Source organism: Alteribacillus sp. HJP-4 (assembly GCF_042139015.1).
Taxonomy (GTDB): domain Bacteria; phylum Bacillota; class Bacilli; order Bacillales; family Marinococcaceae; genus JBHIKY01.
This window is the reverse complement of the sequence record NZ_JBHIKY010000032.1, coordinates 23,408-31,079: the sequence shown is the minus strand read 5'-3', so window position 1 is coordinate 31,079 and position 7,672 is coordinate 23,408. Positions and strand designations below refer to the sequence as shown.

The following is a 7,672-nucleotide window of genomic DNA, read 5'->3' as shown; positions in this document are numbered from 1 at the left end:
AGACATTCAGGATGACTCCGATATTGGCCTGAAGAAAGGATTGCTGCAGTACATGCTGATACTCAGGGTTAATGGCCATACATTCCCCGACAAAAGCATTTGCTCCGATATCAGAAGCTTTCTTTAAGATTACTTTTTGTTCCTTAATATTTGGCCCCTCCGGGTTACGGATAATGTCATCTTCTTCACCGGACCAGCGAATAAATTTAGCTGAAGTTCCTGTCGTTTTGCCGGCGACCTTATAGCCAGCTTCAGCAAGAACACCGGTGATTAATCGTGTGACAGTTGATTTCCCGCGGATACCGTTCACATTTATCCGAAGCGGGACGGATTTAATAATTTGCCGATGTTCTATTTCTTCTCGTACACCCAATACGACTAGTAATGCGACTGCGATAAAAATTAGCAGCATGATGCGCACTCCTTAGCTGCTGAAAATATATCAGCAGCGCATTTCACGTTATTCACTTTCTTCTCCACTCTCAGCACCCACCCTATCTAAAGTACTTTCTATTGAATTTATTTCTTGGTTTCACCGTTTCTAATTTTGTAATGGTCATCTCTTCTAACCCTGGAATAACCATGGTAAAATACATATACACGCAGCTCCCATCCTTTTTCTAGTTTCTCGACAATTCAAGTGTAAAGGATTTCGGAGCTTGCGTGGCTTTATCCAAAGTTTTTTCAAAACTCCAACATTTATTCTTTTTCAATCGATCATCCTTCGGTTAACACATGGATGCGACGTATAGATCTGACCTCTTAGCATAAGCGCGCCAGGTTCCCCCTTCACGCTCGTCCCATAAGAACTTCAGCTTGTTAAGCAGCCTTATCCAAGAAAGAGAGCCTGATGAGATTCGTTATTCCTCGAGTCGGCGATTTGCCTCCGGATTCCTTCAAATAACCAATACGACTTGAACCCTAAAGCGTGCGCGTTTGCCCGGACACACTTTTAAAAAACCTAAGTTAACACTCTATGTTTTATATAAAAAAGCGCCGCTTCGTTATGGCTTGTGGTGCTCCATTCTCTACGTGTAACAACTTCCCGAATCGCCCATGTATTTATCGTGTGTAGCAAGATCTCCCATCTTGAATACTCATTTACTATACCCAATGCCATCCCGGTTTTATAGTTATTCGTTTTATCCCTGTCTCTTAGAAACATCCCATAATTTACCATGACTCTATTTATTTCAGCAAGTAGTATCATTAAATTAGTTGATTCTGACCAATCAGTAAACGCCTTTTTTGGTAGCCCACCTCTCTTCTTTTTATTCCTGTAATATAGCATAAACCTGCTTTCTTTATATAACCTTTTTACAAGGATATAAAACTATGACAATCTTGCTTCGTGAGTGTTCTCACGACCAATTTTTTTTCTCATAGGACATGAGGCATCTGCCCTCCTCATTGCATAATCAATTATAAAAAATATTAATACTTCCCCCTCGAAAAAAATTGTACCTCTATTTTCATATAATAAACAATAGGCCATATGAAAGTCTTCGAAGCAATCATCGTAATGATCGGCTTATGCCAGTTTAGTCCTTGCGATACTGTCATTCCACCATAAAAAATAATCCATCCTTGAGCGTCTCAACTTAAGGGATGAATTATTCTGTCCATTGGGCGGTCTCCTTTTGGGAAACCAGTCTATTGTATGATCCGTTAATATTTTCCCAATGTTGTTTTTGAGCCATTTTTAATACTCACGTTCAATAGTATTGTGATAGCTGCCTTGACCAGATAGCCGCTGTTAGATATTGGTGGTCACAACAATCATTCTGAAGACGTATAAGACATAGCAAGTTCTTTCTTTAATAAAGTAATCCTTTAGTTGTAATATATTCCAATCGATTATATAAATAAGGACTATTTCTAACTATATATTTTTCTACTATACTATTATTGAGGCAATAAATATTGCTTCAACCTCCAATTTAATGATATAGTTTTGACACAAACAGCCCATCTTTTATGAATGGGCTGTTTGTGTGGAAATAAAGTTCTCCACACTAGTATTCCCCAGGAGCAGATGGTGTATATGAGAGACTGTATAAAAAAGAAGTTATTTCATTTTACCTTCTACGTTGTTTTTCATTTCTCTCCTCTTTTTCCCTTTATATAGCATATACTTTCTCTCTTTATCTAACCTTTTTTTAAAAAAAGGAAGCTTTTTTAATGATCGGTTTTGTGATTCCTTTCTCGAAATCAACGAAATAATTTCCAATTCGGTTTCATTTATCAGTTGTTAGTATGTTTTTTGTATAGATGGGCTTTGGTTAGATAAGATTTAGTATTCAATGCCGCACAACGAAGATTATTTCTTTTAGTAAATCTTATAATCCCACCGTGAATCCTAACGAACAACTTTAGTATCGAATCATATAAATGCAAAAAACTCCAAAGACGCTTTATTTCTTTCGTTAAAGAAATGATCAAAAGGCATTTTATAATGGAAGAATCGATTTCAAGATTAAAAACTCTTTACGGACAATTTAATCATTTCTTTTCGAAAACATTTCGGGCTCTTCTTATTGAATCGTTTTCTTGTATCGTTCGTCTTCTATCTGTAAAACGAAAGCACCCTAATTTACAACACAAGCAAATTCATCGAAATTCTCCTGGTTCATTTCTTTACCCTGCTCATAATTAAATTGATTATTATAATGGACCATTTTTACTAACCATTGGTTAATTAATGAACCTATCTTCTCCATCAGCTCCTACCTCAACTACCCCAAGTATTGGGATGACGAATAATCCCATCCAGTAAAAACATCTCCGAGTCAGTGTCGGTATACCATTTCACACCTAGCCTTCCAACCTTTAAAGAGGAAAGCATAAAATAGGGGGAGCATAAAAGAAAAGGAGCTTTTTTCCACATATAAGCTCCCTTCTCAAAATTTTTATTTTATTTTAAGACTTTGCCCGATAATCCCATTGCAGCTCCATCCCGGCGTGAGTCGGCTGCCCCATGATACGTTCCATTTTCATGATCTATTAAAATACTTTGGACGTTTCCAATGGATTGCGGACTGTTTTCATAACGGTGTCCCATTTCTGCTAAATCTTCTCTAATCTCTTCCGGCACTCCTTCTTCCCATCTGGTCAAAGAAGTATGCGTGTTATAAATTCTCGGTTCTTCTATTGCTTCTTTTAAATCCATATCATACTCTATAATATTCAAAAATGTTTGCAGCACAGAAGCAATGATCGTCGGTCCACCTGGGGAACCTAAGGTTAACACAGGCTTTCCATCTTCTAAAACGATGGTTGGTGTCATCGAGCTTAGCGGCCGTTTGTTTGGCTGTACTTCATTAGCACCGCCTGGCCTTGCATCAAAATCGGTCAACTCATTATTTAACATAAACCCATATTCTGGAACCATTATACCGGTGCCAAATACTTGTTCAATCGTCGTTGTATAGGAGACCACATTACCCCATTTGTCGGCCACCGTAAAATGTGTGGTTTCACCAATTTCTTTGTCAACTTCTTGTTCTACTATTTCTTTCGTTTGTTCCGCATCTTCATACTCCCACGGATCTCCTGCTCCAACATTTTTGTTTAATTCATCCACAGACAACAGGTCTTTTCTTTTCTGAATATAATCCGGATGAAGAAGCCCTTCCATTGGTACATCTACAAATTCCGTATCACCCGCAAAAGCTGCCCGGTCTGCATAAGCAAGCCTCATCACTTCAGATAATAGATGATATTTTTCCACAGAGCGGCTATCATACTGACTGATATCAAAGTCTTCTAGTATTTTAATCATTTGCAGAAGAAACAACCCGCCGGAGCTTGGTGGAGGCATGCTTGCAATTTCATACCCTTTATAGTCTCCATATACAGCATCATCTACTGTAACATCGTAGTTTTGAAGATCTTGCTTTGTCATACTTCCTTCGAAATCCTGAACGGTTTCGGCCAGTGCTTCTCCGATTTTTCCGTCATACAAAACGTCGGATCCATGAGAACGAATTAATTTTAACGTTTGAGCCAAGTCTTTTTGCTTAAGCAATGTTCCTTCTTCCAGCGGTTTTCCATCGGGAAGAAAAACATCAGCAGTTGCACTTTTTGATAGTTTTTCTTCATTTTCTTCAATGGCTTGGGCTAACTGTCTGTCCACTTCGAATCCTCTTTCCGCTAATTTCACGGCTGGTGTGATGAGCAGCTGTATAGGACGCGTTCCCCATTTGTCCAGCGCCTCCTCTAATCCTTTTAATGTACCCGGAACACCCACTGCATCACCGCTTGTCGACCGAACAGAAAATGGAATAATATTACCGTTTTCATCTAAAAACATATCCGATTCAGCGCCCTCGGGTGCCCGTTCACGGCTATTAATAATGGATATGTCCTCTGTATTGGCGTCATATACCATCATAAATCCCCCGCCTCCAATCCCCGACATGTACGGCTCTACTACATTTAATGCAAACTGTACAGCCACTGAGGCATCAACCGCATTTCCTCCCTTTTTTAATATTTCTGCCCCTACTTCTGTTGCTAATGGATGCGAGGTGGAAACCATACCGTCTGTGCCTTCTGCCGTTTCCTCTGCCTCTGATTGGTGATTTTTTGCTAAAGCTTGCAGAGGGGATACACTTCCGATTAAAAAAATAATAATAACTATAGATAAAATTTTTGTTGCCATTGTCCTCATGTTTTCAGCCCCATTTCTAAAATTGGTTCATTCTGATTTCTCTGATGAAATGTAACGATTTTCCGCCACTAGTCGAATGGTCCATACTTCTTTTTTTGAATATTTTTGTAATATTCTGAAATATAATCGCGAAAGGAACCACTTAATTTTCCAGCATCATGGAGTAATCCTACAAGATCGTCTAGATATTCACCTCCTATGTCCTTCCAAAAGGGCTGACAAATGACTTCCATTAAAATTCTTGGACTTGCTGTACTTGTCCATCTCTTATGTAAGCAAGATAATTCATGAAGTCACCTCTAATAACCAAACCCAATTTACATTATTTTACCATATAAAATTTACATTATATATATTATTTTTCAATTTGTTTACATAAATTACTTTATTTGAAATAATCACTCTGGTGTTGCTGCATTTTTGCTTCAGTCAAGTTATCACGGGTTCATGTCATGTGCGTTCTTCCTCCTTCCCCTAAGATGCTGGAAGACCGGGAAATTTCGAATAAACATTAAACAAAGTTGTTTGTAATTGATTCAACGCAGGAACGAAAAACAAAACCTGTGTTAATGATTACTCGGTAATCTAAGACATAGGCTTATTTTATTATTCAGCTTTTACGTTAAGGGTGTAGGGAATCTAGCGGCTGCAAAATGTGAACCGCTTTCTGTTGGAGAGGCCGATCCCGGATGAAGAGATCGCTTATATCACCTTACATTTTGGTGGATGGCTGACGAAAGAGAAAACACAGGTGGAAACGAAGTTCAGAGCGATCAATAAATGGGACTGGAACATCCAACATGCTGCGCACCCTTAGAAAACCTGATCGTCGATTTGAATGTGATCGATACCATGTCCATCAGGGAATACCAATTCATCAAACCTCAAGCAGATGTAGTCTTTTCTACCAAAAGCAATATAGGAGTGAAAATAATAACAGCTGCTGAGGTATCAATAAACAAAAATAGATATATCCCTTCTTTAGATTAAGTGGTTTTAAACAAAGATTATCTCGAATTCAAGTCTTCCACAATTTGAGATTATTCGTCCTGTCACTTAATAACCATTTTTTCAAATAATATGGACTAAATAAATTATAATTCAACCACACTCTTAAATTCCCTAAATGAAGTCCATGCCCCATAGAATCAGATAAAATCAGCAATGAAGTTATTGTCTTCTTCTACATCCCCACAAATTTTAAAAATTTCAAGATCCCTTTTTGGGAAATTTTACGTTTTGATATATATATAAGAGCATATAGCTAACTTAGGAGGGGCCTATGGAAAGATTAATTTTTATTTTTGCAGCTACTAATTGAGATTTTTCACAGCCCGATCCTTCGAGTTCTTGAGGGTATTTTGCGTCAATAATGTCCAGAAGAACGCTTGATAATACAAAGTTCCTAAGGCTTGTGTTATTTTGCGAAAAGGAGTGATCAATCATAAAACCAAACAGAAGAACTGCTGTCTTTCTTGGGCTCCTATTAATAATCAGTTTTGTATTTGGGATACTGAGTTCTGTTCCAGTGTTAGAGCAACCAGATTTCCTTGAAAAATTGTCAGAAATCGAAATGCAAGTTTTAATAGCAACATTTTTTCAAGCTGCAATGGCCGTAGTATATGTATGTATAACTGTATTATTGTATCCAATTATTAAAAGACACAACAAAAGTCTAGCGGTGGGGTATTTCGGTTTCAGGATTATTGGAGCTGGATTTCTTTTTGCCAGTATAGGCTCTCTTCTTCTTTTATTATGGTTGAGTCAGAATTTTATAGGTGCTAACCCAGCTAACTCACCGTACTTTGAAATAGTAGCTGAATTGCTTAGACAAGGCAGAGATTTTCTGAATCATATAGGCATGATATTGCCATGGAGTATTGGCGGATTGATACTTTATTTTTGCTTCTTTAAAACTAGAATGATTCCAAGTTGGTTATCGATATGGGGTATTATTGGTTCTACATTTACTCTCATAGCTACGTTAATCTTGATGTTGAATATCATAACATTAATGAATCCAGTCTACTTTATCTTAAATGCACCAATAGCTTTTTGCGAACTATTTTTGGCTATATTTCTGATATTCAGAGGGTTCAATCCTATTGATATAAAACCAAATAAAAGCGGAGATAGAATTTAAAGTATTAGTGAGGTAAAAGACGCTACAGTAATCAAGTCGTCGAGGAATTTATCAACAAAAAACTGCCTAATAGGGGAAAATTCTTTGTTTGGGGTCCACCTTATGAACCCTTGGATAATAAACAAAAAGCTTTTTTAACTTTTTTTTGGGCTAGTTATGTCCCAGCCCCATTTCTAAGAAATGCATGTTTCATTTTAAGCTCCAATGCATCTTCAATATTAAGTTTAATGTAATGCCAAACACCTTTTTCACGACAAAGAGATGCACTTAAGCATCTCCTTGTTATTTTTTATCAAAAATCTCTTTGCCCCTACCTAACCAAAGAGAAGTTTTAAGATGTCTTGGACGAATAGACCAATAAAGGTAAAAATAGCGTAAAAGCTTAAAATCATAGCAGTGAAACCAATAACATTTTTTCCGTTCAAGATGGGTTCCCCCTTGAATACAAAGCGAATCTACACTCCGTTATTGTTGTTATTTAATGCGTGTTTTTTATTTCTCTAAATTCTATCATTATTCCTATTATAAATTTGATGAACAAAAGAAATAAGAAGAAAATAGCAAGCTGGTAAATACCCCCCAAGCCAACAGAAAAGTTTTGCATAAGTTGAACAGGATTAAATACTAAAAATCTGTCAAAATAAGAAGCACCTTCTGAGTAGTACGATAGTATCGGTGTGTGAAATCCTAGATGGTGGACATCGGTCGTACTCGTGTGTTCAGTAGACCAAGGCATGATTAAAAACACAAAAACTAACGTACCCAAAGAAATACAAGCTATATTCTTATTTGAAGAAGTGAATATATTCTGTTCAAAATAACAATCGCCTTCTTTTTAATATTATTTGTTAAAAAGT

Annotated in this window: 3 protein-coding genes and 1 pseudogene; 2 read left to right on the top strand and 2 right to left on the bottom strand. The window is 37.1% G+C overall.

What is annotated here, in order from left to right; all coding sequences use genetic code 11:
- Positions 1-412 (bottom strand): annotated as a pseudogene (locus tag ACE4RR_RS19520) (poly-gamma-glutamate synthase PgsB); the annotation flags it as partial.
- A 2,502-nt stretch (positions 413-2,914) separates the two neighbouring features.
- Positions 2,915-4,672, bottom strand: a complete 1,758-nt coding sequence (ggt, locus tag ACE4RR_RS19515; protein ID WP_375537107.1) for a gamma-glutamyltransferase — start codon at positions 4,670-4,672, stop codon at positions 2,915-2,917.
- 655 nt (positions 4,673-5,327) lie between these two features.
- Here ggt and ACE4RR_RS19510 point away from each other — a divergent pair.
- Positions 5,328-5,489, top strand: a complete 162-nt coding sequence (locus ACE4RR_RS19510; protein ID WP_375537106.1) for a hypothetical protein — start codon at positions 5,328-5,330, stop codon at positions 5,487-5,489.
- A 624-nt stretch (positions 5,490-6,113) separates the two neighbouring features.
- Positions 6,114-6,815, top strand: a complete 702-nt coding sequence (locus tag ACE4RR_RS19505; protein ID WP_375537113.1) for a DUF4386 domain-containing protein — start codon at positions 6,114-6,116, stop codon at positions 6,813-6,815.
- The last annotated feature ends 857 nt before the right edge of the window (positions 6,816-7,672 follow it).